20 protein-coding genes and 1 pseudogene are annotated in these 24,188 nt (G+C 58.8%); 5 read left to right on the top strand and 16 right to left on the bottom strand.

Annotated features, from left to right (window positions below; translation table 11 throughout):
- Positions 1–502: 502 nt before the first annotated feature.
- Together ABIB91_RS36925 and ABIB91_RS36920 are read left to right on the top strand one after the other, a co-directional pair.
- Positions 503–1,315: an alpha/beta fold hydrolase gene (locus tag ABIB91_RS36925; RefSeq protein WP_354171749.1), complete on the top strand. Its 813-nt coding sequence runs from the start codon at positions 503–505 to the stop codon at positions 1,313–1,315.
- A 22-nt stretch (positions 1,316–1,337) separates the two neighbouring features.
- A complete protein-coding gene (locus tag ABIB91_RS36920; RefSeq protein WP_354129023.1) occupies positions 1,338–2,045 on the top strand; it encodes a helix-turn-helix transcriptional regulator in 708 nt (235 codons plus the stop codon).
- Here the strand turns inward: ABIB91_RS36920 and ABIB91_RS36915 are convergent.
- From ABIB91_RS36915 to ABIB91_RS36900, 4 genes and pseudogenes are all read right to left on the bottom strand, one after another.
- Positions 1,926–2,705 (bottom strand): aminotransferase class III-fold pyridoxal phosphate-dependent enzyme, encoded by a 780-nt coding sequence (locus tag ABIB91_RS36915; RefSeq protein WP_279682363.1) that lies wholly within the window; start codon positions 2,703–2,705, stop codon positions 1,926–1,928. The two genes, ABIB91_RS36920 and ABIB91_RS36915, sit on opposite strands and share 120 nt — an antisense overlap.
- Before the next feature lie 148 nt (positions 2,706–2,853).
- A pseudogene (locus tag ABIB91_RS36910) lies at positions 2,854–3,336 on the bottom strand (aminotransferase class III-fold pyridoxal phosphate-dependent enzyme); the annotation flags it as partial.
- Complete coding sequence (locus ABIB91_RS36905) at positions 3,333–3,530, bottom strand: hypothetical protein (protein ID WP_279682361.1); 198 nt, start codon at positions 3,528–3,530, stop codon at positions 3,333–3,335. The gene ABIB91_RS36905 and the pseudogene ABIB91_RS36910, both read right to left, overlap by 4 nt.
- Complete coding sequence (locus ABIB91_RS36900; protein WP_354171752.1) at positions 3,527–4,153, bottom strand: acyl-homoserine-lactone synthase; 627 nt, start codon at positions 4,151–4,153, stop codon at positions 3,527–3,529. The genes ABIB91_RS36905 and ABIB91_RS36900 overlap by 4 nt, the downstream gene beginning before the upstream one ends.
- A 213-nt stretch (positions 4,154–4,366) precedes the next feature.
- Here ABIB91_RS36900 and ABIB91_RS36895 point away from each other — a divergent pair, with 213 nt between their 5' ends.
- From ABIB91_RS36895 to ABIB91_RS36885, 3 genes are read left to right on the top strand one after another with little or no spacing between them, the layout of a single operon-like run.
- Positions 4,367–4,804 (top strand): hypothetical protein, encoded by a 438-nt coding sequence (locus tag ABIB91_RS36895; protein ID WP_279682358.1) that lies wholly within the window; start codon positions 4,367–4,369, stop codon positions 4,802–4,804.
- A gap of 10 nt (positions 4,805–4,814) precedes the next feature.
- The gene (locus tag ABIB91_RS36890) at positions 4,815–6,119 is read left to right on the top strand and encodes a hypothetical protein (RefSeq protein WP_354171754.1); all 1,305 of its coding nucleotides are present in this window, start codon (positions 4,815–4,817) and stop codon (positions 6,117–6,119) included.
- A gap of 31 nt (positions 6,120–6,150) precedes the next feature.
- The gene (locus ABIB91_RS36885; protein WP_354171756.1) at positions 6,151–7,173 is read left to right on the top strand and encodes a DUF3616 domain-containing protein; all 1,023 of its coding nucleotides are present in this window, start codon (positions 6,151–6,153) and stop codon (positions 7,171–7,173) included.
- 418 nt (positions 7,174–7,591) lie between these two features.
- Here the strand turns inward: ABIB91_RS36885 and ABIB91_RS36880 are convergent, their stop codons facing one another.
- From ABIB91_RS36880 to ABIB91_RS36825, 12 genes are all read right to left on the bottom strand, one after another.
- Positions 7,592–8,959: a DUF2272 domain-containing protein gene (locus ABIB91_RS36880; protein ID WP_354171758.1), complete on the bottom strand. Its 1,368-nt coding sequence runs from the start codon at positions 8,957–8,959 to the stop codon at positions 7,592–7,594.
- 24 nt (positions 8,960–8,983) lie between these two features.
- Entirely contained in the window at positions 8,984–10,132 is a 1,149-nt protein-coding gene (locus ABIB91_RS36875) for a hypothetical protein (RefSeq protein WP_354213202.1), read from the bottom strand.
- A gap of 205 nt (positions 10,133–10,337) precedes the next feature.
- The gene (locus ABIB91_RS36870; RefSeq protein ID WP_354171762.1) at positions 10,338–10,673 is read right to left on the bottom strand and encodes a hypothetical protein; all 336 of its coding nucleotides are present in this window, start codon (positions 10,671–10,673) and stop codon (positions 10,338–10,340) included.
- 314 nt (positions 10,674–10,987) lie between these two features.
- Complete coding sequence (locus ABIB91_RS36865) at positions 10,988–11,695, bottom strand: hypothetical protein (RefSeq protein WP_354171764.1); 708 nt, start codon at positions 11,693–11,695, stop codon at positions 10,988–10,990.
- Complete coding sequence (locus ABIB91_RS36860; RefSeq protein ID WP_354171766.1) at positions 11,695–11,916, bottom strand: hypothetical protein; 222 nt, start codon at positions 11,914–11,916, stop codon at positions 11,695–11,697. Before ABIB91_RS36860 ends, ABIB91_RS36865 begins: the two co-directional genes overlap by 1 nt.
- Positions 11,917–12,537: 621 nt before the next feature.
- Positions 12,538–13,947 carry an ankyrin repeat domain-containing protein gene (locus ABIB91_RS36855; RefSeq protein ID WP_354171768.1) on the bottom strand — a complete coding sequence of 470 codons (1,410 nt, stop codon included), beginning with the start codon at positions 13,945–13,947 and terminating at the stop codon, positions 12,538–12,540.
- A gap of 276 nt (positions 13,948–14,223) precedes the next feature.
- The gene (locus ABIB91_RS36850) at positions 14,224–16,410 is read right to left on the bottom strand and encodes a hypothetical protein (RefSeq protein ID WP_354171770.1); all 2,187 of its coding nucleotides are present in this window, start codon (positions 16,408–16,410) and stop codon (positions 14,224–14,226) included.
- Positions 16,411–16,767: 357 nt separating this feature from the next.
- Positions 16,768–18,246, bottom strand: coding sequence for a lysine--tRNA ligase (gene lysS, locus ABIB91_RS36845; RefSeq protein WP_354171772.1), 1,479 nt, complete (start codon positions 18,244–18,246; stop codon positions 16,768–16,770).
- A 12-nt stretch (positions 18,247–18,258) separates the two neighbouring features.
- A complete protein-coding gene (locus ABIB91_RS36840) occupies positions 18,259–19,752 on the bottom strand; it encodes an Orn/Lys/Arg family decarboxylase (protein WP_354171774.1) in 1,494 nt (497 codons plus the stop codon).
- A gap of 248 nt (positions 19,753–20,000) precedes the next feature.
- Positions 20,001–20,723, bottom strand: a complete 723-nt coding sequence (locus ABIB91_RS36835) for a hypothetical protein (protein WP_354171776.1) — start codon at positions 20,721–20,723, stop codon at positions 20,001–20,003.
- A complete protein-coding gene (locus ABIB91_RS36830; protein ID WP_354171778.1) occupies positions 20,681–22,429 on the bottom strand; it encodes a hypothetical protein in 1,749 nt (582 codons plus the stop codon). Before ABIB91_RS36830 ends, ABIB91_RS36835 begins: the two co-directional genes overlap by 43 nt.
- A 641-nt stretch (positions 22,430–23,070) precedes the next feature.
- Positions 23,071–24,120, bottom strand: coding sequence for a hypothetical protein (locus tag ABIB91_RS36825; protein WP_354171780.1), 1,050 nt, complete (start codon positions 24,118–24,120; stop codon positions 23,071–23,073).
- Positions 24,121–24,188 lie beyond the last annotated feature (68 nt).

Here is a 24,188-nt window from a genome sequence, read left to right as displayed (position 1 = left end):
GTAAGAGATGCTTGCGTCCACATATCTGGCCAGTTGATGCGGTTCCGAAGGCTTCATTTCGAAGCAACCGGAAAAAGATGTAGAAACCTCGCGCGCCGACGCCAAGGTGGAAGAAGCGTGTCTCTTGGAGTCGCTGCAGAAGCGGGCTTCGCATGCCTTTGCGGCATGCTTCGCATACTTGCGAAGCACATGCTTAGGTTCTTGACCTACCGTTTCTCGCGTGTAGGATGATCAATCAGACATTGCATATCACAAGATTGTTGGAATTCGAACCCCACGCTCGACCTACGCTCGGATTTCGCGGCACTGTTCGATGGCCGCTAAGAGAAGTTGCGTGACCAGCCTCTTCATTACACGTCAAGACGCATAGACCGCAAAAACCGTTGGTACATCAGTACGGGCATACTTTTCTTAATATTAGCCTTAGTTGTGTGAGGCCGTTCCTTGAAAGTCATATGCAATACCGCGTGGCCGCCGGATCGGTCTCCTGAAATAGAAGATCATGCGTTCGCGTAGGCGAACCGTCGCGGGACTGCGTCTGGGCGTCCTGGAAAGCGCTTCCAGTCGCGTCGGTACGCTTTTGATTCACGGCAACTCGTCGTCGAAGGAAATCTTCGCACGGCAGTTCCGCGCTCTTGAGAGTATGGGGTTCGGTGTGGTGGCACCGGACCTGCCCGGCCACGGTGAATCCGACCGGTCGAACACGCCGCGGAAGACCTACAGTTTCCCCGGCTACGCGGCACTGCTTCACCAACTGATGACCCGGCTCGGATATCGATCGTATCACGTCGTCGGTTGGTCCCTTGGAGGACACATCGGGATTGAGATGCTCGCGCATTATCGCGAGGTGAGATCCCTGGTCCTTACGGGCACCCCTCCTGTTCGCCTGAATGCGGAAGGAGTTGGCGCGGGATTTCGGTGGACCCCGTCGACCGCATTGGCCGGTCGGCGCAGATTCTCGTCGGACGATTGTCAACGTTACGTTCGCGCGATGATGGGGGCCAGGCGGGCTTCCGACGCCCATCTTCGCGCGGCGGCCGCGGCCGACGGCAACGCGCGCTACTGGATGGTTCGAAACGGTATGGCCGGCGTGGGCGCGGACGAGGTCGAGACCGTTTGTGCCGACGAACGTCCGCTGGCGATCCTTCAAGGCGCCGCCGATCCTTTCGTCCGCATCGAATACATCAACGGGCTGAAATACCGAAACATCTGGAAGGGAAGTCCCGTACTGCTCGACGCCGGGCATGCGCCGCATTGGCAAGCGCCGGCGACGTTCAATCGGTACATGAGGGAGTTTCTGCATCACGCTGGCTAATTCCACTGGAGCTGGGGGCACCATGGTTACGACTGTAGAGGATTTCATCGAGAGAACTCAGGTAGCCGGCAGCGACGCCGAGCTGAAAAACCTGTTTCTTGTGACGATGCGGGAGGCAGGATATGAGAACGCGGTTTTCGCGCGGGCGCAGCATAAACGTCTGATTTCGATTCCGTGGAGCGAGTTTCCTCCCGGCTATCTCGACACATACAGGGCCATGCAGTGGGACCGGATCGATCCGGTCGTGCAGCATGTCCACGGCGCACGCGGCCCGTTTAGATGGACCGAAACCTGCCTCCCGAACCAGATCAGCCGAGTTCAACGAAACTTCTTCGAGGAGTGCCGTGAATTGGGCGTCCACTCCGGAATAACGATTCCGATGCGCGGACCCGCCCGCGAAACTGATCTGATTAGTCTCAGCTTTCGAGGACAAGGGGAACCAGAAATCGACAAGACGGCCCGCGTTTACATGATTTGCGTGCAGTATTGGCTCAAGTACTGCGAGCTGGTCGACAAGCGAGAATTACCTGCAGTAGCTTTGACCGCGCAGGAGATCGAGTGTCTAAAGTGGTGCAAGGAAGGGAAAACGAATTGGGAGATCGGAGAAATCCTAAGCATCTCCCAGAAGACAGTCGAATTCCATGTTGGCAACACAATGAAGAAGCTCGGCGCCGGCAATCGCATCACCGCGGTGATCATGGGCATCAAGCACGGAATCATCTCGCTCTAGTCGCGGTGCCGCATCGGTCGATTCGATCGTCGCATCAATGATGTGACCTAGCCGTATCAGCGTCGAGGCGAACAGTTCGATCTCGATGTTAAGCGGCGCCATCACTTTGAGTACTTCGTCGCGGGGCCCGCAACGCTCGATTACGATACGATCAAGGGCCGCAAGGCGCGCGGCTCGATCCGCGTCCGATGGCTTGGTGAACTCCAATCCCTGCATCATTCCTAGTCCTTTTGCCTTCAGGTAACCTGGATGTCGAACGGACAGCGATCGGCACCACTGCGTCAGTATGCGCGAGCGTCGATCCACCTCCTTCTCGAAGTCGTCCGTCCACAGATCCAGCGCGGCAGCTGCCGTCGCGAAAGCGAGCGAATTCCCGCGAAAGGTTCCGCTGTGCTCTCCGGGCGACCAGACGTCGTAGCCCGGTCGCATCAGCAGCAACGACATCGGAAGCCCGTATCCACCGATGGATTTCGCAAGGCACACGATATCGGGTACGATGCCGGCGCGCTCGAAGCTGAAGAACGGTCCGGTTCGACCGCAGCCCGTCTGGATCTCGTCGACGATCAACAGGGCGCCTAGACGCTTCGCGGTGGCAGCGAGACCGCCCAGCCATTCGGCCGACGCAACATTCAGTCCCCCTTCTCCTTGGACGGACTCCACCAAAATCGCTGCGACGGATCGATGCCTCCTGACGGGTCCGCCGACATTCTCTCGAACCGGGCAATTTCGTCGAGGCCGGCCCCGGCGTATCCATCGTAAGGAAGTCTTCACCGCCAAGAAGTCCCTGCGCTGAAGCTCGGCACGACGCCGAGCCGGTAGCAGCCAGCGATCCCATCGACACCCCGTGGAAGGCGTTTGTGAACGCGACGATCGAGGGCCTTCCGGTGGCCTTGCGCGCGAGCTTTATCGCTGCTTCAACGCAATTGGTACCGGTCGGCCCTGGGAACTGCATGCGATACCGTAAGCCTCGGGGGGCAAGGATCTTCTGCTCGAACTTAGACATGAAGTGGAGCTTGATCTCCGTGTGGAAATCGAGCCCGGCGGATATGCCGTCCGACAGCAGATACTCCACTGCTGCGGAACGCAGATGAGGATGGTTGTGTCCGTAATTGAGCGCGCCACAAGCCGACAACAGGTCTACGTAGGTATGGCCCTCAGTATCGGTGATCACCGATCCACGAGCACTTTTGAAAAGCGCGGGAAAATGCCGACAATAGGCCCTGACTTGAGATTCATGCTCGGCAAAGAATTCGAGGTGATCGCAACCGGCGGGTGATAAATTGGAGTTCATGCGTTCGCCCTCCTGAGCCGGTTCGCATCCTCCGCGTCCGCAATGGATTGCATTTTATCCCGCAGCGCGAGGATGTCGGCGACTACCGACTGGTATCCTGCGTCGAGCGCCACGCGCCCAAGGAAGGTCAACGCGTCGGCCATATTCCTTGCAGTATCTTCATCCACCAAGGGGTGGCTTGTTTTCCCGCTCATGCGGCGTGCCTTTCGGCAGACGTGTCCGTATGGGGTGCCAGAATGTCCTTTCCAATGCCGAACTTTTGGCAATGCCAAGCCGGTCGAATGCTAGGTGTCGGCACAAAGAAGGCACGTTCCATCTCTCCTTCGACGGAGTGTGCAGGCCCTAGCCAGTCGATTCCAGACTGGATGAAATGGGCGAGCAGATGTTCACGCGTGACGCCGATCATCCCCATACCGTCATTACGGTGCAGGAACTCTTGAATGGCGCACAAGAGCTCCGGGAAGATCGTACGCCGGATCGCTGGCTCGACCGTTTTGTCGACACACACGCGCGTAACTTCGAAGATGCCCGTCGAAGAGGGAAGGTCGACATGCTCAACGAGATACGGCCAATAGCTACGTAGCATGTAGGGCCCGGTAGTACGGAGCAAGCGAGCCACGCCCCTGACCACCCGCTGCTCATCGCGCCAAACCAGATATGTTGCGGCCGGCGTATCGAATTCGTCAAACTCCAAGCCTCCCCACGACGAGTGGTCCAGCTTCCTTCTCTTGACGAAGACCTCGTATCTCAGCCTGGCCTGCGACGCCAAGGCATCCTGGAAATGATGCGCGGTCGCAATGGAAAACGCTTCGATCATGGGTTGTCGCTCCGATGAACGGTGCCATATCGGAGCAAATCGAAGCGTCGCGGTGTACTGGGAGAATCCCTAAGGCCCGCCTCAAGTACTCGTCATGCCCGGCCCAGCCCGGTGTCTCGCTGGCGTATGTTCCCACCCGGGATATTCCCTAGTTTACTTGTGGGCAGTTTGATCTTCTGCTGCCACCGACCGAAGCTGACGGGAAGGGGATGTATGGCAAAGGGCAAGAAGGGCAAACCAGCCAAGAAGAACGGCAAGCCAGCTAAGAAGCAAGGTTCGACCATGTCCGCCAATTTTGCGGGGATGGCCGGCAGTTTCATATCTCGCGACGAGATCTACCATCGCCTTGAGTGGTATTTCGACCACAGCCACAATCCTAAGGGTCCGCACACGATCGATCCGAACACACCGATTGACGCCTTTTTTGAGAACATGGATCCATCCACCGGCCGCAAAGTCCTCTGGGTGAACATCAACAAGATCAGCCCGACGTTCGTTCCGGCATGGAAAAGCGCACTTTTCCATGGTGTCCAGTTTCCCTGGTTGTCGAAAAAGGACGTTGCGATCGGATTGCGGGACATTCAGTCGTTCGGCAATTTGATCGACTCGGCCGTGCTTACTTACGAGCATTTCGGCTGGCACGTGAGCTAGGGAGTGTAGAATGAGGTTCGCCGTTTCGACAGCGCTTGCGATAGTTATTTTGGCGCCTACGGTTGGAACGGCGGAGACGCTTTCCGCCGCCAAGTATGACAAGAACAAAGACGGCATCCTGGACGAAAACGAAGCCCTGGTGTGGCGCCTCCACGTCCAGGATCCGGTACTTGCGAAGTACGACGTGAACCTCAACGGGAGGCTCGATCCCGCAGAGCTCGATAGACTCAGGGCCGACAGCGCGACCACCTTCTCGGACCGCGCACGTTCTGTGGCCAACGATGTTCTGTTCTTCAAGAACCGCAAGATTGCCGATATCGACAAGGTGGCGTCGACGCGTCCGCCGCCTGCGGCTCCTGCCGAGGTCAAACCTCCGAAAGGCGGTTGCGAAAACCAGCAGCGGCTATTCGTGCGGAGAGATCGCCTCGACACCTACCAGTACAGAGAGGGAACCTTCATTACCGGCTTCGTACCGAAATCCAAGGCGAAGGGGGCTTCCGCGAGCGTCACGCATGACGATTTGGATCGCTCGAATTCCGCCACCATCAACGGGCGTGTCTCCTACGTGATCTCGCAGAACGATCCCATGAGTCCATGCTTCACCGGCCTGCCGGACGACCCATACGCAAAGCATGATTTCCGCGTGCCCTCCTTGTTCGGGACCACGGTTGCGCTTTGGACTGATGCACAAGGGACCATCAATTCGCCAAGGACCAAAAGCGAAAAGAGCGCTCTAAAGGGCGGTTTTGACGCGCAGGCTGCTATTGCGGGAGGTCCTTTCTTTGATCTGCAGTATTTGATCGCGAGCCCTTACGCTCAGACCGACTTCAGAGGGGAAGCGAAAATCTACGGCGTTACCGCGGCATGTGAGCCGTTTGCGCCGAACGTGCGGCTGGGGGGCACGATCGGAGCGCCTGCCACGAAATATCTCGACTGGTTCTGGCAATTGCGGGCCGAAGCCGACGTCAAGAGAGTCGACGTTGTCGGCGCTACCGCCCTTACGCGCGGCGACTACGCGTGGACAGGGGCGGTCGCCCGCCTGCATCTGACGCCGTTCCCGGATAGGAGCGTCTACGACCCCTTCGGAGAGAACTTGTTTCCCGACCTGGTCGGTCGCTTCTATGCCGATATCACGGTGAATTATCACAGGGAGGTAAACCGGGGCATAGATGCTTTGCTGTGGGGTGCCGAGGTCGGGTTTAACATCACGCCGGACGGCGCGGCCTCGATTTCGGTCAGCTACACCAACGGGCTCGATAAGGATACGCTTATCAAGCAGCGCCAGTACCTGGTCGCACTCAATTACAAGCTTTGAACTGTTCCCTTGACGCGACGGGAGTTCCAACATGAAGAATGCGCTCACTTACGCGATCTGCGCGGCGACGAGCCTTCTGTGCGGACCTGCAATCGCGGCGGATTCCGATATCACCACTTATCGCGAGATGTGCGATGCCTCTGCGTCGGTCGCTTTGGACGCAAATCACTTCGTGGTGGCCGATGACGAGATGAATGTGCTCCGCGTGTACCGCCGAGGACAGCCCTCCTCCGTGGCACAGGTGGATTTGTCCAAGTTCCTGGGTACCAAGCCAGACAAGGAATCCGACCTGGAGGGAGCCGCACGCGTTGGCAACACCATCTTCTGGATTTCCTCGCATGGGACCAATAGCGAGGGGAAAGTTCAAGACCGCCGACGCAGATTCTTTGCGACCGAGGTCATTCCGGGGTCCTCGCCGCCCACCCTTCGCCCGCTTGGGAAGCCCTATTCCACATTGGTCGACGATCTCGCCAAGCTTTCGCAGTACAAGTTGGGTGAAGCTGCGACCATACCTCCCAAGACTTTCGGGGCGCTCAATATCGAGGGCCTCGCGGAGGGGGTTAACGGCAACCTTCTCATCGGCTTTCGCAACCCGCTGCCCGGCAACAAGGCCCTCATCATTCCGCTCAAGAACCCAACCGAATTGGTCGACGAGAAACCGGAAGCACGTGAGAAGCCGGAGGTACGTGAGAAGGCAGAAGTACGTCAGAAGATAGAGGCGAGTTTCGGAACTCCCATCGAACTGGATTTACAAGGTCGAGGTATACGAAGCATCGAGCGTGTAGGAAGCGCCTATCTAATCGTCGCGGGACCAATCGACGGCAAAGGGGATTTCAAGCTGTTTCGCTGGTCGGGAAAAGAGAACGGCGAAGGCATCGAGCCCGTCGATGCACCCGCCTTAAAGGGGCTCTTTCCCGAAGCTATGTTCGCGATCCCCGAAACGGGGGAGGTTCAGATTTTGAGCGACGACGGAACATTTCCGGTTGGCGGCGGCGAATGCAAAGGTGCTGCCCGCACCGAACAAACATTTAGAAGCGTTACCATCAAGCCGTAACTACTCAACGGCTCCGCGAACGCTGTCTTGGGCGGACGATCTGTCGGGCTCTTGTGACGAGGGTACCGATTGCTGCCGCGTGGCCGACACATAGCTCCTATAGCCGGGCATCGCTTCGTCGCGGCCCGATGCCGGCAGCAAGCGCCACTGCGCACCCTCACCAGGCGACACGGGATATCGGTCGCGTTTCCGCGCGAAGCGTCACCAGCACCCTCTAATCCGACGAGAGCCCAATCGGGCGGCTTAGCGGCTGCACGCCGGGCTTAGGTCGTCGACGATTTTGCCAGACCGAGCGCCTCTCGAAGTTGGTTTAGGTCGATGCCGCCCCCTAGTTGTCACCGCTTATGGCTGTCAACTTCGGGGGCCTTCGGCGGTCGGCCAAAACGTGGACCTTTGCCGCATTTCGGTCCGGTGCATCTCAAAGCCTGCACCGCATGACCGCGAAGAGGTTTTCTCCTCCCTGATTGGTCGGGAGCAGGAAACCGCCATCGTTCAGTCCCAGCGGCCGCTTCGTGACCGAGTTGCCGACATTGCCACCGACGACCTGCACCTGACTGCCGCCGGCTTCGACGACGACGTCGCAATGTCCGGGATAATCGCCGCCATTCTGATGTTGATAGTCGATCCCCTCTCGTCGGGCCCAGCAGACGAGATCTCCCACTTGCGGCTTCCACTCCCGCAACTGGTAGCCGTAATAGCTTGCTTGGGGTCGCGCCTGCAGCAGGTCCTTGATCGAACGGAAAATGTAGACCGAATGCTGCGGGCTGTAGCTGAAACGGGTGCCAGCGCCGGCAGTCCGCATGACCCATGAAATGAACGCGGCCGACCACGGCACGCTGTGATCGAGACCGGTGAGCGTATCGTTGTTGACACCGTCCTTCCAATATTTGCCGACGTACTTGTAGTAGGGATCCTCGCCCTCCTTGTGCCCAACCCGGGTGGCGTTTCCGTCGATATCGTAGGTCTGTCCCCCGAACCTTTGCCATTCGGCCAAAGCGATGGCAGCCGCGCGGGCGCCAAAGCCGCTCGGCGCTGTCGCATCGGCCACTAGCAGATCGGCCACGTGGGAAGACTCGGTTGCAGACAGATCAAGCTCGAGATTGGCGTTGGCGCGACTGGACATCTGATCCAGGGCCGGAGACAGCGCTGGCCTGGTCCAGACCGCCTTGGTCTTGCTCAACCAGAAGCGCCGATCGTCAATACCCGTTTGACCACCGTTGATCGCGTACGTGACGCCGACGATGTCGTCGTCGTCCGCAAGCTCGTTGCAGGACTTGCCGTGATAGCCGCTCGCACCCCACTCCGCTGCGGCGATCTCTAGACAGTGGTCGTGATAGAACGCGAGGTCGGGATTCGTTTCCAGATCGTCGATGCCCAGGTCGTGACCGAATTTGGCATACGCTGCCCGGCCGGTCATCTGGATCAATCCACGGCCACGGTACTTGAAGCCGTCTCCCGGATTCACGTTTCCGAGGCGGCCACCATAGACGTAGTTGCCCAGTTTCTCCTCATTGTGCGCGTACTGCTGGGCGATTTCCAACGTCGGAAAGCGTCGTGGCCAGACTGCCATCAGGCGCGATGGAGAATAATACAGGCTTTCGATTTGGATCTTGAGACCACCTGTTTCCTGAAGCATCTGCGCAAAGAAATGCGCCAATCTCAATCCGCTGGCGGCGATCTTGTATTTTGAGAGGATTTCGTTGGCGGTTGGCGAGCTAAAAGCGGCCGCATACTCCTCCTTCATTGAGGGCGCCAGAGACTGAACCTGAGCAAAAGTTATTTTCATGACAACATCTCCTCGCGGAAACCGCTACACGTCCTGATTGGCCTGAGCTCTCGAAGTCGGAGTCGCGGCCTCTACGCTCGGGCTCGGCGCCGGCGCTTCGCCGGCAGTGTCGGCTGTCGCTCCGCTGGCAGTGTTGGGCGCCGCTTCGCTGGCCGTATTGGGCTGCACTTCGTCGGTCCGAGTGCCGTCATCGACCGGGGCCTCGGGCGGTGCAGATGGCAGCTCGGGAGCAGGCGGAGGCGTCGGAGGCGGCGACGGCGTAGTGAACGCCCCCACGATGCGATCCATCGCTGCGAACACGAGATCCGCGCTGTAGCCGGCCACGAAGGCAAGGGCGAACGGGGAAAGTGATGCGGTGACGGATCCTGTCGAAGGCTGGAGCAGCCACCCGGCTGCCAGGCCGGACAACGCGCCGATCGGGACCCGCAACGAGTATTTTCTCTTCAGCGCAGACGCTTCCTCGCCGGCCACGGTCTCATCCGAGAGGCGCCTGAGTACGAATGCTATGGCGCCCAGCATTCCGTACAGCACCGGCAGCAGGAAGCCGCCGACGAACGATGTGGCGAGTTCAAGCTGGACTTGAGCCACGACCTCGGGCCTGTCCTTTTCTCCCTTGTATTCGCTTGTGCCTAGGCCGATGACTCCAAGGAAGCTCGCTACCTTGCGCGGAAACCCCATTAGATAGTCGGCGACGTGAAGGTACGTGGCTTGCTTTCCGGCCAGCTCCGAATTCTTGGTCTGGACTGCGGCCTGTGCCGCGGTCTGTACCGCGCCGCCGGCGACGGCCGCAGGAGCGCCTCCGGCCGGCATCACTTCCGCGGCCTCGATGCTCTTATTTACTTCCAGCAATCCCTTCTGCACTGCTACGAATGACGAGAAGTAAAGCTGTAGCAACAGCAATGCCGTGAGGATTCCGTAGAAGAAGCGCCGATAATAACCTCTGGCCTCTTCCGGCGACTTGATCTTGGAATTCAGTGCGCCGTAAGCGGCCCAGAAATGTGACTGCGTCTCCGGGCTTGCTTGCAACAGATTGTTGGTGGTTTGCGCCGCGATGATTGGTGCGGATATCTTTGTGGGAATCTCCACCCCGCGCTCCGAGAGCTTTCTCATCGAGGTGCGCGCCGTCCCGACCGGGTCCGGAGTAGCGGCTGTTTTGGCGGACCAGAAACCCATAACTGCTGTCCGTGAATTGGTCTTTCACGGTGGACAGTGCCTCAGGATGACGCCGGGCACTCCTAGGAGGTTCACTAGGTAGCTCGCGAGGGCCCTTTTGGCGCCGCAAGAGAGGCCCGAGTCGAACAGGGTTTCGACTGGGCGGGAGCCTAGGACATCCACAAGCTGCTTTGCAGAAAATACGTCGCCTGAGGGGGCGCGTCGCTCAGAGAACCTGTCGGGCAATTAGCGTGTGAGCGCTTTCGTTCTCCCTGGGGGCGTTGACGGCCTCCAAGGTAAATGCCTTCAACAATTCGTTCAGCCGCGCTTCCTCATCCCGACCCTCCGGGTAGCGCAGTTGCATGAGCAGTCGGGCGAGCTGCAGCTTGAAGAGAAGCGCCTTTATTGAACGAGGGCTCGGCCGCCGCTTGATGGAGCGGAAATAGCCAGGCATGAAACCACAGAGTCTTTCGATCTCTTCGTCCGAGAATCTCACGTCGCCAGTTTCGAATGGAGCCTCGGTGGGCTTTGTGACAGGTTCGATCGAGCTCTGCTGCGGCACCTCGACGGTCTGTTGAAGAGCTTCCTTGTTGCGTCGAGCGCTCTTAAGCGTCTGGCCATCCGACTCGCGCGCCAGATGTAGTCTTCGGCGCGGCCCGATGTAGGACTATGCGCCGTAAGATGCACGCATTCCGCGCACAACTTACTTTTGCGCCGAAGGCCAGCCCGACACCTCTCGAAGCTCGGTTTGACCCAACAATCGAACGAGTTGGCCGCGGCCCACGAAAAAGTAAGAGGTGAGCTTCTTGCTAGATACACCTGCATCGAAGTGAAGCCATAAGGTTTAGGATTTTGCGCGCGATTTTGTGGTTTCGCTCACGTGTCGTCGTCGGTGAGGTCAACGATGACCTTGGCAATCAGTGTAGACTTGACCGGGTCGTCGACCAGTTGGGCGCGAACGGTGGCGGATGAAACATCTCTCCTGAACGAACCCCATGGCCAGCCCAGCAACTGCTCTGCGTGCCTCTCGAAACTAAGGACCAAGGCTGGATCAGCCCGACGCACGTAGGGCTTGAAAAGCCATGAGAGTTCGGAGCCGAGAGCACCTGCTTGAATGACGGCGCTTTCGTCGACTTCGACAACGACCGCATTTCCAACGCGGCTCACTCTTCCGGTGGGCGCGCCCCGGCTCGTGCCCGCCTTCGCCGACGGGTCCGAACTGACCTTGTAGGTGAAAGGCCGGTCAGGCATTCCGTCCGGATCAATGAAAATGGGCCCCCCTAGATCGGCGTCCGGATCCTCCGGTGGCCCCCTGAGGAAGATGATCCGCCCCGGACGCAGGCTCAAAAGGGCGCCGGTAGGATCAGCTACCAAGCCCCGGAAGAATGTGCTCGTGGCGCTCCGCTTCGCGTATGAGCGGCCAAAGGATATTAGTCGTTCGACGTCGTCGACCCATGGCATCACGATGGTATCGACCTTCATCCCGTGCGGAACGCCGAGAAGGTCGGGCACGCCGTTCACATGGTCATCGTCGAAGTGCGAGAGGAAAAGGAGATCAATCCGGCGTTCCGGCGAATTCTCCACTACTCGATCGACGACGATTCCGCAGCGTTCGAGCCACAATCATAGACGTAGGTGAACTTGCGATTCGCAAATACCTCGACGGTGCCTTGTCCTTGCTGAATCAACGAATTTTCGCCCGGTGCGACCAGTTCTCCCAGATGGAAGCCGCCCTGCCCCACTGCGTATTGGTGACGCGTGTGCATAAGGACGGGCCCCTGCGACAAGATCATTAGCGACGTCATGGTAGTTCCGATAGTTCAACCCTTCCCTACGGCCAAGCCTCGGCAACCGGGGATCGACGCTTAGCCGGTAGGTACGCAATGCGCCATATCATGCTCGTGGCCCGATCGCCGTTGTGCACAGGCGCGGCACGGCCGCCGCAACAAATTCGAAGAAAGACGATGTACGACGATATTCCGACGTCCTCGTATACGTAAGCTAGGGACGTTCCTCGTTGCTTTCGACAGGTACCGCTGGAGGGTCAGTTCGAATTTTTTGGCGCGGATCTGGGAGCGGGCTCGCCATCGCCAAGCACCCCAAGGGAATTCCCTAGTTGTCGGGCAGCGACCCGCGGCTCAAAGTCTAGAACCTGCAATTTTGCAATCTCTCCTAGGAGCGGAACATGAAGTACGCTGTGCTGCTGTTCGTTGCCTTGCTCTCGACAACCACCGTACAAGCCGTCGAGCTATCCTCGAAGGCGCCACTGCCTATGTGCGAGAAAACTGCGAGCGCGGATGCAAAGCTCTTGCGTTTCGCTCAGAACCGCTCGCCGCGGTGTTGCGGTCAATGTACGGATACCAACAACCGTTCGGGCTGCTGGATGCAAATAAATGGGCGAAACTACTGTTCGGCCTGTTGATTCATCAGCGATTATCGCCCCGCGATCGATCGAGTAGCGATTTCAACTCTTTCCCATCGTCGCGGCTCTCGATGAAGGAATAGGCGTCCTTTCCGTCGGAATCGACGACGTCGAGCTGCGGTTTGCCGTCGAGCACCGATTGGATCACGCCCAGATCGAATCCGGTCTCGATGGCGCGCATCAGGACTGTCCTTCCACTCTCCCCCTTAAAAGACGAGTCTGCACCGTTCTTGAGAAGTATCTGTAGAATCTCGCCGGCTTTGCGCGTCACTCTGTCTTTCTCAGAAGCATCGTCACTAGCGATGAAGCGCAAGGTGAGTGTCTCGTCGATCGCGCCGTTGCCCCAGTACTCGAGGAAGTCGCTGCCATAGAGTGCTTTTCCGCGACCGGCCAGATAGGTGACCGCCTCAGGACGATGCGACCGGACGGCCAGAACCAGCGGCGTTTCGCCCGATTTGTTTCGAGAGATAATCGCGTCCTTGGCCTTCAATTGCGCATCGTCTGCGAGGAGTGTCTGCAGCGAGGGTGTATCGCCGCCCGCCGCGGCTTCGTGGACGGCTAAGTTTCCGCCCTCGTCGGCGGCGGCTGCATCGACGCCATGTTGAATGAGAGATTTGACGATCTGTCTCTGTTTCAAATTGATCGCGATCTTAAGAGCGTCTATTCCATCGACTCCTCCCCATCTCGACGCAATAGCTGCCTTTGCGTTCACGTCTGCTCTGGCCTTGATCAAGAGCTCCGCGATCTTCGGTTTCCGTTCGATCAGCGCGATCATGAGAGCGGTACGCCCTGGCCATACGATGTTTCCCGGAAGCTTCTGCTCCCTTGCGTTCTTGTCAGCGCCGCGCCACAACGCGCGCTTTACCTTTTCGGCGCTTCCATCGACGACGGCGTCGAGCAATGGCTGGTCGGACGGTTTGACCGCCTTGCGATAGGGCTCCGCCAAAAAACAAGACATTGCGGCCTGGCCCATCATGATGCGGGGAAGGCCGGCCCGACGGTTGGTGAACTCGGGAAGGATGGTGTTGAAGGCCAAGCTGACAGGGACGAGATACCTGATGTTGCAAGATTCGCCTCGTCGAGCACCGGCTTCAATCAACGCCGTGATGACTTCCTTGTCTCCCAAAAGCGTCGCCATCGTCAGAAGCGAAAGATCGTATTTCTCATTCTGATAATATATGAAAATCACCGCGTTGGGATCCGCGCCGGCGATGAGGTCGCGAAACTTGGGATCCGCGGACATGATCGCCTTGGCGAGTTCGATGCTCTGACGGTCTTGGGCCTCATCCCTGGGTCTCTCTTTCGAGACGACCGCCTTATCTGCCGCTGCAACCTCGCCGTTCGGACACGAAATCGCAACCACGAGAATCGCAGTGGCAAACGCCCGCCGAACCATGGCGGTTATTTTCCGCATTGATCTTCCTTCTTTTTCATCTCCTGGTAGATGATCTTACATTCGTTGCACTTGGCCGCACAGCTTGCCGAACCCGTCGGACATTTGTCGCAGGCGGGCGGCTGCCCGAATTTGGGGGCGCACTCCTTCGCATACTGCTTGCTGAGGTCTGCCAATTGCTCCGCGCAAGTAAGCGACTGTGGATCCCTCGTCTGTGCCAAGCAGGCCGAAGCGCACAGGACCGAGATAACCAGTATCGAAAGGAAACGCAGCATGGATTGTTCTCCTATGGGCGGTTCATTCGACGCCCAACTGCTCCGCGATGACCTTTTTCAGGCAATCCGGCGAAATTTCACCGTCGGCCGAAGGCGCGGCCCCGCAGCGGGACCGGGTACCCAATTGGTTCGAAATCAATAGTCTTGTTACGGGGGACAACCGCCAACCCAGTGGCAACGGGTATCCCAAACCGTCGAGATCGAAGCGAAACAGCTTTTTGGCTATTCCGGTCGATGCTTTTGCGGATCGTGCCACCAGCAATTCGGCCCGTGATGTTTCCAAAGGCGCGCGCGCGTTTCTGGTACTCATCATGCTGGAGATTGGCGAGAGCCATTCTCCGAACCCGGCAAAAGACCCCAAGTCGAAGCGCTTAGAATTCAGTGTGATGATGTTGATCTCGATCTTCTCCCGGAAAGGTCGAAGTTTGGGATCAGCTTCGACGGCGGCCTCTAGAGAGCTGAGGAGATCGAGAGCGGTAGCCAGTCCCGAATTCTCGAAATATCCGCCGTCGACTACTCTCACCTTTACCGGCTTCTTGTCCTTCGGCCCTACGTCTTCGAAGTATCCTGCGGGGGTTACCCAAGGGAAACGCGAACTGAGGAACGCAGCCGTGCTGACCGAAATATTCGGCACGAATTTGGGAAAACGGCGGGCGAGTTCCGTATCGCTCCAGATCGGCACGAATGAGGTTTCAATACCCTCGAATTCAAACGGAGCGATTATACGCCGCTGCCCAGAATTTACCTCGGTGGTATTCAGTACAAGCGCCGGAGCGGGTGACCGCGCTGGCTGCCAAAGACTTGTGAAAGACGACGAAAGTGGAAGCGTCAGTTTGTCGTTTGTACCGCGTAGACTTCTAAATTGCTTCGACGCCACTATTTTCTGCCAGGACTGTTCGAGTCCAAGCTCGAGCGATTGCGCGCGATCAAAAGGCGGGACGGCGATCGGAAGTATCTGCTGGAATGCGTCGGGGAAAAGGAAGCTGCCGAGAAGCGGCGTGAGGTAGTCTTCACTCAACAACTCGTCTGTGGCGTCCTGAAAAATCGGGGAGGTATCGTTAGTCTTGCGGCAGGGGCGCCCCCCAATCACGTTTGTTACCCCCGCTTCGCTGGCCTGATGAAGGAGCGAGGCGAATACCGATCCACCGACGCTTCCTCCCGAGACGCCGCTGATCGCGAAAATATGTCGTCCGAAATTGGGGCAATCGTCCTGGACGGTCGCCAAGAAGCCGGCTGCGTGGTAGGCGGCATAAATGCCCCCGCCTTGGGCGGCGACAATGTATATCGGGTATTTTTTGCTCGAGAAAGCGCTCAGGTCCGCCGAACGAGCTTCCAGCCAGGTTCGAAATTGGTCACGAACCGTGGTTCTCGAAGGCGGACTTTGATTCGGAAGCGTACTTACTCGATGGTCATCGTTCAGATCGAACGCCGAGTACAATAGCGCCGCCAGAACAATGCAGATTATGATCGGAAAGCCTCGACGTCGACCTTCCGTCCCCAGCCACGAGAGCCAGAACCCGGCGAGAAAAAGAGCCATCGCGAGCAACGGAACCGGCATTAGTACTCTAGCAACGACTATGCGCGTGCCCGAGATTGCAAACGCGGCGATGAGAAGCATGGTCGCGACCATCGCAGCCGTCGCCAAGTACGAACGCCCAGAGCCCATGGCCGCTCCGCGCGAATACCGGGACACGATCGCGAGAAGGAGAATTCCGGAGGCGACCGCCAGGACACCAAATGCAAACGACGAATAGAACAGATAGTCGTCGAAGCGCATGATGTTGGACGCGAAGCGGTCGGCGATGGGTGCCACCTGCTCGGCGGTACCGGCGCCGTCGAGGACCAGATAGTCGAGTCTGGCCTGCATGAGAGCCGACCGCACTGGACCGAGCGCCGCATCGTCGATCCTGGACCAGAAAATGCCGACGGCTGCGCCGACTATGGGGAATTGAGCGACAGCCATTGGTACCAGCGGACCGGCTGGCGGGCCTGCACCCGTCGCTGGCCGCCCGTAGATTCGGTCCAAGTAGAAGAGGCCCCAACAGAGCAGCACCAGAGCAATCGAAGATAGGGTTGGTTCGATCCAGGCCCGCGGAACGCCAATAGCGATCGCCTCGGCCATAGACCGATAGATTTCATGCACTTGCGGGGGGAATGCCAGGATGAAACCGCAGGCCAACGCCATCAGGACCGTCTGGCTTCGCTTCAACGTAGCCTCCCGCATTGCGCAACCGAATGCGCCCCGATCGGTCAACTGCCGACGAAGCTAAGATGGCAGATCTTGTCCGTCTCTCCACCTCGCCTATCCTGTCACAGCCGTCGCGTCCATCGTCCTAGGAGGCTCCCTAGGACGCCAAGTCGCGGTAGATCGGGCCCGGTTCGAAAACGTTCAGGCCCCGACCTCGCGGCATGATGGAGCACACTTTCGAACTCACGGGCATCCGGTGTTCAGCGAAAACGAACTGGTAACGAGCGCAGCTACCGCATTGGCAGCGTTCGCCTGTGGGTGGCCGCGAGTTTGGCTTTGTCACAGCCACCCATATGGTTCTCCCGGATCCGCTTCGGTCTAGACCATGGGGAACAGCAGCACATCGGCAAGTCGACGTGCATCCGTCAGGATCATGACGATCCGATCGATGCCCAACCCTGCACCACCGGCCTGCGGCATCCCGTGCTCGATCGCCCTGAGAAAGTCCTCGTCCAAACCGTAAGGCTCTTCGCGTGCGATATCTTGATTTTCGAGCCGTTGCCGCTGTTCGATCGGATCGTTGAGTTCGCTGTAGGCGTTGCCAATTTCCATGCCTGCAACAAAAGGCTCAAACCGCTCGACAAGACGACTATCGCACCGGTGCCGCTTCGTCAGCGGGCTGACCTCGACCGGATGATCAATCACGAAAACCGGTCCCACCAGTTCCGGCTCGACCAGCGCCTCGAAGAGGCCCATGAGCGCCTCACCCCATGTGCAGTGACCGATTTCAGGATCAATCCGTCGATACTCGTTCAGGACATCTGCCTCGGACAACTCGGTCGGGGAGCGCTTGAGAGCCAACGCCACCGCGTCCAGGACCTTCACCCGCGGCCACGGAGGAGCAAAATCGAATGTGCGGTCCCGGAACCTGACGGAATGGGAGCCATGCACCTCCATGGCGAGTCCTCCGACGAGATTCTCGAACCGGACCATTTGCTCGCGGTAGTCAGAAAAGGCTTCGTACCATTCGATCGCCGTGAATTCCGGACTGTGCGAATGATCGATGCCCTCGTTGCGGAAATTCTTGCCGATCTCGAACACCTTCGGGATCCCGCCGCAAAGTGCGCGCTTGAGGCTGCATTCCGGGGAAACCCGCAGATAAAGATCGCTTCCGAGCGCCTTGCTTGTCGTCACGAAGGGCTGGGCCGCGGCGCCTCCGTAGGCGCCGGAGAGAATCGGCGTATCGACTTCGACGAACCCCTCGTTCTCGAAATATCGCCGTATTGCGCGAATGATCTTGGTCCTGCACAAGATCCTCTGGCGAAGCTCGCGGTCGGCGATCAGTGCTACGTGTCGCTCCCTCGCCAAGCGTCCTTGGTCGACGAGAGCCTGATGCACGCTCCCGGCGGCTGTCCGCTTCCCGACCGGCAGCGGCCGGACGGACTTTGCAAGCACATGGAGCGTTTTTACCTTGAGACTCTTTTCGCCCCTCTGCGTCATGAACATCGTGCCCTCGGCTCCGACAAAATCGCCCAGATCGAGGTACTCGACGAGTTCCATGGCCTCCTGATCGCAGTGCGCGGCGGCCACGTAAAGTTGGATACGTTCGTCGTCGTGAACGAGATCGGCGAAGGCGCCCGAACCGAAATGGCGGAGTCCGAGAAGCCGGCCGGCGAAGCGCAACTGGGTCGAATCGGAGATGAGATCGTCGGAGTTGAGTAGTGCATCCCGTATCGGCATCGTCGGCTTGAATGCAGCCGCCGGATAGGGATCGACACCCCGGTCCCGCAAGGCCTTGATACGGGTCAGCCGCACCGACGTTTCGCTGTTCGAGTTGTTGAGCGTTGTCATGTTCATTTCAGCTTCCTTTCAATGTCCAGTGGTTTCGGCGACGACTTCGATAGGGCTCTCGTCCAGGCGACCCGCGACACCCTTGAGGCGTCCTCCGGCCCGCTCGACGGCGAAGAGGTAGTCCGCGACTTCGCGCGTGATCTCCTCTCCGAGACACAGGATGGCCTGGCCAGGGGGATATGCACCGATGGTCTGCGCAGCGACGCGGCCGACCGCTTCGGAAAGGAGCACTTGCTCCGCCGGCGCCATCAGGGCATCGCGAGGGTTCATGGCGCGCGGCGGGCGCAAAGACGGAACACGAAGATGACCGGCGTCGCGGCCACGTTCGGCGGTCTCGACCGCGTGCCGAAACAGATGCGCGAGCGCAACTGCCGACCCCGCGTGCTCGGGTCCGAAGAGCAACAGTACGGTGTCCCGTGTTGCCATCTCGATGTCATTGTCCGCCCCGCCCAAGGCCTGAAGGATCTGAAATCCGCTCACGCCCGTTTCGCGAACGTTGATCAGAACATGGCAGGGATCGCCGCAAATGCCGGAACCAAGGTGCTCGGCGCGAACCACCCGGCAGCCCTGGTAGTTGTCGACCAGCATTCGAAATTGGCTTGCCGAATTTGCGGCCGCTCGCCAAGCTTGGCCGCCGGCGTCCGAGCGCAGAGCTTCCAGTCCCACCTGGACCGAAGCCGGCAGGAAGTAAAGCGGGCTGGTGGTCATCAGACCGAGTTCGCCGGCCTGCCTGAAGTAACGCGCAAGAATCGGATCGTTGAAGTTTGCGACGCTCGATTGGGAGAGGCCGAGGCCCTTCTTGTGCAGCGAGACGACGCACGCATCGGCGCCACAGGCTATCGCAGACTGGGGAAATGTACCGCATTCCAGCAGTCCGTGCAGTGCGCCCCACGCAGCATCGACGATGAGAAATGCGCTCCGCCTCTTGCAGACGGCCGAAATTGCCCGAAGATCGGGGCAATAGCCGTCGTAAGTGGGCGACACGATCCAGACCGCATGCGCGCCGGTGGCGTGCAACCGTTCATCGACCTGGCTCGGGGATAGCGGAATAGTCACGTCGAGATCGGAATCGTATTCGCGATGAACGAACTCGACATCGAGTCCGGCGAGCGCGGCGGACCCCAGCGCGCTTGCATGCGAATTTCGATCAAGAACTACCTTCAAAGGCAGCTTCTCGAGCGCGAGCCGCCTCGCCAACGCGATCCCAAGCCGATTGTTCGCGACCGAACTTCCGGCTTCGACGAATTGCGATTCCGCCGCGCCGTATGCGGTCGCGAGAGCGACATTGACCTCGGCCAGTTTCCCGAGGAGCTTGGGATTGGACCCGCTATTGTCCAGGACGCTGAGGATGCCGAAGAAGTTCCTTTCGATGCGGCGCATGCAATCCATCTCGTGATCGGAAAGCGTGGCGAGCGCCGCCCATGACGGCGGATCGAGCAGCAACCGGTACGCTTGGCCAAAAACATCGGCGAGGCGCTCCGCGGGGGACGTCGACAGGAGAGACAGGTTCATTGTTCGTCCCCCTTCGCCAGCAGACTCTTCAGGGGGGTGCAGAATCGCGTTCTTCCGACCGACGTGAGAAGAACGGTGTAGATCGACGCCTCTCGATTAGGCGCGGGTGTCGTGACCGGTGAGACGCGGGCGGAAGAGCGGTGTTGCGAAATCATCGAAGTCTCCTTCCTGCTTGAAGCGAACGCAGGAAGGATGATGCACGCCGGAAGGACCGACTCCAGCCGATGCAGTTTCAGTACGATGATTTGCTAGGCCATACTCTCGGAGACGATTGGATCGCTCTGAATCGGTCTCGTGTCCTCGGGGTCCGCCAGGATTGCTTCCAACCGCTGCTTCAGGACATCGGCTTCGTAATGGAAGCGATGAAAATGGATCGCCTTCATGTGGTCCATGACGATATCGAGATCGCCAACAATATGACGCACCATATGGCGCATCTCCGCCGCATCGACATTCCGCAGCCTCAGAAGCCGCAGCCATATCTCGAAGTAGCGGAAGACCATTCCGCAAGGAAGGAACAACGCTTTACGCGAGCCGACCAACCATCGGAAGGACCCCAGGCTCTGCTCGGCGAGTTCCACCAGTTCGTCGACCAAGGGCGCTCCATCGGTGTCGTATCCTTGCTTCAAATCCCGAATGTGGTTCCAGAAGTCGTCCGTCGGCGGTGCCCCGGCTTCGTACCGCAAGGTCAGCAGGGCAGCCTCCAGAAGCGTCTTCGTGTGGAGGGTACAGAATTCCATCGACAGCTCGATGTTGGCTCCGGGCCTGAGACGTACAGACTCGGTGGGTTTCAACAACTCCATGGCGTTCGGGTATTGGCCCCTGGCGGCTGCCAGTCGCGCCTGATCCATCCGGACCCCGAGCCGGTCTGCTGCGTCGAACGCGCCTATCCTCCGAACGTTGAGCGCCAGCAGGTCCTGGGCCCTCTTCAACTCCTCGTCGTCGCCGCGGACAATAAGCGGCAGCGGCAAATTCGTGCCATATCGTCGTCATGTTCGAACCAGGTCGACATGACATGTGTGCGCCAGCCTTGATCCATGAAGATCAGATCCTCCATGGTCGGCTTTCGCCAGCCATGCTGGCCGAGGTCGAGTTGTCTGGCGCCGATCTGGACGAAGTCGGAAAGGCGTTGCGCGACCTCTTGCACCTTTTGCTCGGTCGATAGCATTTCAATCCAGGGCACATCGCGTTGAGCCAGTGCTTTGGCCATTCGGACTACGACGCTGGTGCGGAGACCGTCGAAGCTCGAAGCGACAGCGCCGAGCAGAAAGCGCTCGTGAGGTTCGAGGAGATCCACCCAGACGATGTCCAGTATTTTCCAATCTTCGTTGTTCGCGAGGCTTCGCTCGACGCGCAGCCGGAAGCCTGACTGCTTACGACGGAGATGCGACAGCTTCTTCGCTATGTACGCGAGCTGGTATGTTATCCCGCTCACCTTGAACGACGAGGAGGACGTCTCATCGACTTCCGACGCTTCTCTCAAAAATTTTAGATCCCGGTTGATCAGCAATCGCCGGGGCAACCGGAACACCTCCGGCCGGATCCCCCGACGCGAAGCTTCTTCCTGCATCGGGCCGAACTTGTCATGATCGTGAGCGGTCAGGACGACCCGTGTCTCGTGATTTCCGGAAAGCAGATGGCAGACTATTTCCGCGACGCGATCGTGATGAAGGCTTCGCACCAATTCGTCGCTTTCCATCGGCGCGACGTCGGCCAAGATGACGCAAGCCGGCTGCCTTTTGCAAAGGCGCTGGACATGCTCCACCTTGGCGGCGACGGTCAAGCCCTCGTCGCCCTCGGGCGTTTTCACTGCGCTGGGATCTCCATTCCGGAAGAATTGGAAGACCTGGTCTACGAAATCGCCGGGCGCCAACTCGTCCAGCGCGAGCGCAAGCACGGGAATATGAGACCCGCTTTCCAGCTTCAATAGCTTTCCATTTCGGAACCTCTTGCACAGGTACCTGAGACTTGTCTTCTTGCCGGAGAGATGGGGGCCCGCGACAAGGATAAGCCTGGCTCCATCCAAACCGCGCAACTCATCATGTATTTGGTTCGCCATCTGCTCGAGCGGCGCCGGCGATGCGGCTTGAGGCTCGGCCGCGAATCCCGGCCCCAAGATGGAAGCGAACGGCGGCCTCGCCCGGTAGGTTTCGGGAGCCGCCGGCCGAAGGCTGCCCAGCACAAGCTCCAAGCAAGCCGACGGTGAGATGTGACGCTGCTTCAATACGTGGTCGATCGCAGCGCCCTCCCTGTCCCTGCTCCCGAATTCGCGGATGGCAATGCCAGTTGCGGCTTCGGCGACCGCCTCCCTCTCTTCCGCATCGGGCGTGATCGTGCCTCCACGGAGGTAGTTGTTGAACGTGATCGTATCCCAATCAGCGGTCACGACCTTCGTTGTCCCCTTGCCGGCGCCCTTCTGAGGAAGGGCTCCCTCCATCGCGACTACCAGCTCGTCGCAAAATGCAGTTCTCTTCTTCAGCCGCGGAATAACGAGTTCGAGGGCTCTTTCTATAATCAAGGTACGCTTGAAGGCCGAAAACGCGCCGGATAAGTGGTCATCCCGCCACCACTCCTCGTGCTCCTCGAAAGTTTCGCTTTCGAGTTTACGCAGCTCCTTGTCGAAGGATTCGACCTTCGGGTGCTTTCCCGGCTTTTTGTGACGCTTAGCGTACGCCATTCTGGCTCCCCAATTCTTAGGCTTTCAGACTCCGCTGGTTTCGTCACCGAAACAAGCCAATGCAGCGCGGATGCAGAATTATGCGGTCGCTCCCCGCCTGTCGGGAGTGAATCCGGTCGGCATGCGAGCGCGACGGGAGACAAAACCTATTTCTTCGGTCGCAATCCGGGTGGACGGTGTCCAAGTAGTTCTGGCAGGTGGCTCCTGCGATATTTCGTTTCGGTCGCTCATGGATTTCGAGTTTCCGCGGCTTCCATATGCCGAGACCGAAACAGGCCCCCCGAACACCGCCGGCCGGCGGATGCTGAAAACGCCTCGTTGCAATCCGTCCCGCGCAATGCGCAAGTGCAGCGACCACGGAATTCAGCCAGTAGGTGGATCAGATAGGGCGCAAGGTATTCCGGTGGGACGATCGCCGTCTTGAACGCAAAACGACGAGTTGTCGCCGGGGGCCGCGGGCGCTGTCGATTGACCAGCCATTTTGGCCTCGGGCGCGGATGTGTCGATCGGTCTGGCACGCATAGGGTCTCCTCACCTCCGACGCCCAGGTCGAGGCCTAGTTATTCGGGTGTCTGGCGGAAGGCTTGATCCTGCGCCGGCAAGCGATCAGGGGAATGCCTTCGAATAGGTCGAACCTAGGCCTAGTACCGCGCCGCGCTCTCGATCGGAAATATCCGAGCAGCATTGCTCGTCTTTTCGGGCACTAGAGCCATGACGTTCTGCAGGTTCTCAATTTTGTTGTCAGGTGGAGGAAGACTCGCCGGAAGTTCTCTGCTGGACGTCAGAACCTTCCTGTCTCCATTTGACTGATACTGCAGCTTGCCTTCGTAGACCTTCGCCAAATATCGACGTGTCCCTGCAGGTAACTCCCAATATATCTTGTAGTATCCATTATCCGTCGTTGCTACGAGGGTTCCCGATTTTTGCTGCTTATCGAAAGCCACCCGCTCTATGAAGCCTCGTTTCGTGGGATTTTCCGCGATGGTCGCCAACAGATGATACTGGGCGGAAGTAATTCCGTCATATCCCTCGACAAGATGGAAAATTGACTGCGCCAGTACGATGCCGACGACGAGGCTGCAGATGCCGCCCATGACGAGGCCCGACCACGCTCTTGTAGATGGCAGACCCGTTGCGAGAAGCCAGGTCAACAGCAAGGTGCACGCTACGATACCTAGGACGATAACCGCTACGGCGGGCATCTTGTCCCTGAGCAATCCGAACAGGATTACGTCGCTTTTACTCGTGAACGCGAGACCGACCAACATCATTAGGAGAAACACGAGAATGGGCGCGGTATAGCGCGTCGCTGTCATCACGGGCTGCTGCGGTCGTGGAGGCGGCTGCTTGGGTTCGCTCGCAGCGTCTTTGATCGCATGGCCGAACACATCGTCGAACCAACGAACCGGAGGATCCGCCACTTCGATCATCGCCGCACACATCGCGCACGTCTCTATGTGAGACGCACGATCGTCCGTGAGATCGCCCGTGAAGAACCGATCGACCTCACTTGGATCGAGACACGTCGGGGTGGGGTATTGCGATTCGCGCAATACTTTATGATCATGCTCTCGAAGCTGATCAAGTCGCAGGTTCAGCCGCTTGGCGCGGGCCGTGAGGACGGCTTCCATGCGGGTTTTTCCTTCGGGACGCACCAAGGCGTCCGGTTCGGCTTCTTCGATTCTCGTCATAGGGACTGCTCCAACCGGTACTTAGAGAAACCACTTGGAGCGCCGGTTTATTACAGCATTCCACAAAA

Source organism: Bradyrhizobium sp. JR4.3, from assembly GCF_040547695.1.
Lineage (GTDB): Bacteria > Pseudomonadota > Alphaproteobacteria > Rhizobiales > Xanthobacteraceae > Bradyrhizobium > Bradyrhizobium canariense.
Note: the sequence above shows the minus strand (reverse complement) of the source record. Positions and strands in the feature narration are given on the sequence as shown.